Source organism: Nonomuraea zeae (assembly GCF_005889725.1).
GTDB lineage: Bacteria > Actinomycetota > Actinomycetes > Streptosporangiales > Streptosporangiaceae > Nonomuraea > Nonomuraea zeae.
Genome location: NZ_VCKX01000662.1, coordinates 1 through 1,516, shown reverse-complemented (window position 1 = coordinate 1,516; position 1,516 = coordinate 1). Strand labels below are relative to the sequence as shown.

The window sequence follows — 1,516 nt, the reverse complement described above, 5'->3', positions numbered from 1 at the left end:
GGTGGGCGGTGGGCTCAGCCGGAGCGTGCCGCCCTTGAGGTCGTCGATGGTCACTGCTGGGCGAGCAGTTGCTCCGCGTCGAGGCCGGACTCGCCCCTGTTCCAGTTACAGGGACACAACTCCTCGGACTGCAGGGCGTCGAGGACGCGCAGCACTTCCGTCACGTTGCGGCCCACAGAGCCGGCGGTCACCATCGAGAATCGGATCTCGTTGTTCTGGTCCACGATGAACGTGGCGCGCTGTGCGACCCCGTCCCGGCCGAGCACGCCGCAGGCCGCCGACAGCTCCCGCTTGATGTCGCTCAGCATCGGATAGGGCAGCTCGCGCAGGTCGTCGTGGTGCTTGCGCCAGGCGTGGTGGACGTATTCGGAGTCGACGGAGACGCCCAGCACCTGCGCGTCGCGGTCGGCGAACTCACCGTTGAGCCGGCCGAACTCGGCGATCTCGGTCGGGCACACGAACGTGAAGTCCTTCGGCCAGAAGAACACGACACGCCACTTGCCCTCATAGGTCTTGTGGTCGATCTCGGCGAACGCCTTGTCGGGGTCGAGGCCGACGCAGGCCGTGAGCTCGTATTCGGGGAAGTGGTCACCGACGGTGAGCAAGTCCTTTTCTCCTTCCGAGAGTGGTTCGGGCCCATTGGGGCTGGCGCTTACCATTGATTGGAGATGGCGGGTGATTGGCTGGATTTGAGAGGTGATTCCTATCAGTGAGCCCAGGCCAAGCCTAGCTCAGCTGCGCTCATTCCTCGCTGTAGCCGAGCAATTGCACTTCAGGGAGGCGGCGGCGACACTGGGGATGAGCCAGCCCACCTTGTCCGGAAATATCGCGTCATTGGAGGAGTTGCTCCATGCGCGGCTCCTGGAGCGGACCACTCGGAAGGTGTTGCTCACTCCGGCGGGAGAGCGCGTCGCCGAGCACGCGCGGCGGGTGCTCGTCGCGGTCGAGGATCTGGTGGGGGCGGTGGCTCAGGAGCCCTTCGGCGGGCCCGTCCGTCTGGGCGTGATCCCGACCGTGGCGCCGTACGTGCTGCCTGCGCTCCTGCCCGTGTTCGCTCAGCGTTTCCCGCAGCGGAAACCGGTCGTCCAGGAGGCCATGACCGGGGTTCTCCTGGAGGAGGTACGCGCGGGCCGGCTGGACCTGGCCCTGATCTCGCTGCCCGCGGAGGCCGGCGATCTGGTGGAGCTGCCGCTCTACGAGGAGGATCTGGTGCTGGCGCTCCCCCACGATCATCCCCTGGCCGAGGACTCCTCGCCGCTGCTGCAGCTCGACGCGCTCAGGGGTGTGGACGTGGTCCTGCTTGATCAGGGGCACTGCCTGCGGGAACAGGTGGTCGAGGTGTTCCGCGCAGCCGACGCCGCCAACCTCGCCGACACCGGTTCTCGTGCCGACAGCGGTCCTTGGGTCGACGCCGACGCCCATGCCGGTTCCGGTACCGGAACCGACCCCGGTGCCGACTCCGGTGCCGACTCCGGTGCCGGACCTGACGCCGGTGTCTCCCCCTATCACCTATCCC

At 67.3% G+C, this 1,516-nt stretch carries 2 protein-coding genes; one reads left to right on the top strand and one right to left on the bottom strand.

Annotated features, from left to right (window positions below; all coding sequences use genetic code 11):
- Positions 1 to 50 precede the first annotated feature (50 nt).
- Positions 51 to 605 (bottom strand): peroxiredoxin, encoded by a 555-nt coding sequence (locus ETD85_RS62205; protein ID WP_138699083.1) that lies wholly within the window; start codon positions 603 to 605, stop codon positions 51 to 53.
- A gap of 91 nt (positions 606 to 696) precedes the next feature.
- On the opposite strand from ETD85_RS62205, the gene ETD85_RS62200 reads away from it, so the two are divergent.
- On the top strand, positions 697 to 1,516 hold an 820-nt coding region (locus ETD85_RS62200), incomplete at its 3' end, for a LysR substrate-binding domain-containing protein (protein WP_138699082.1).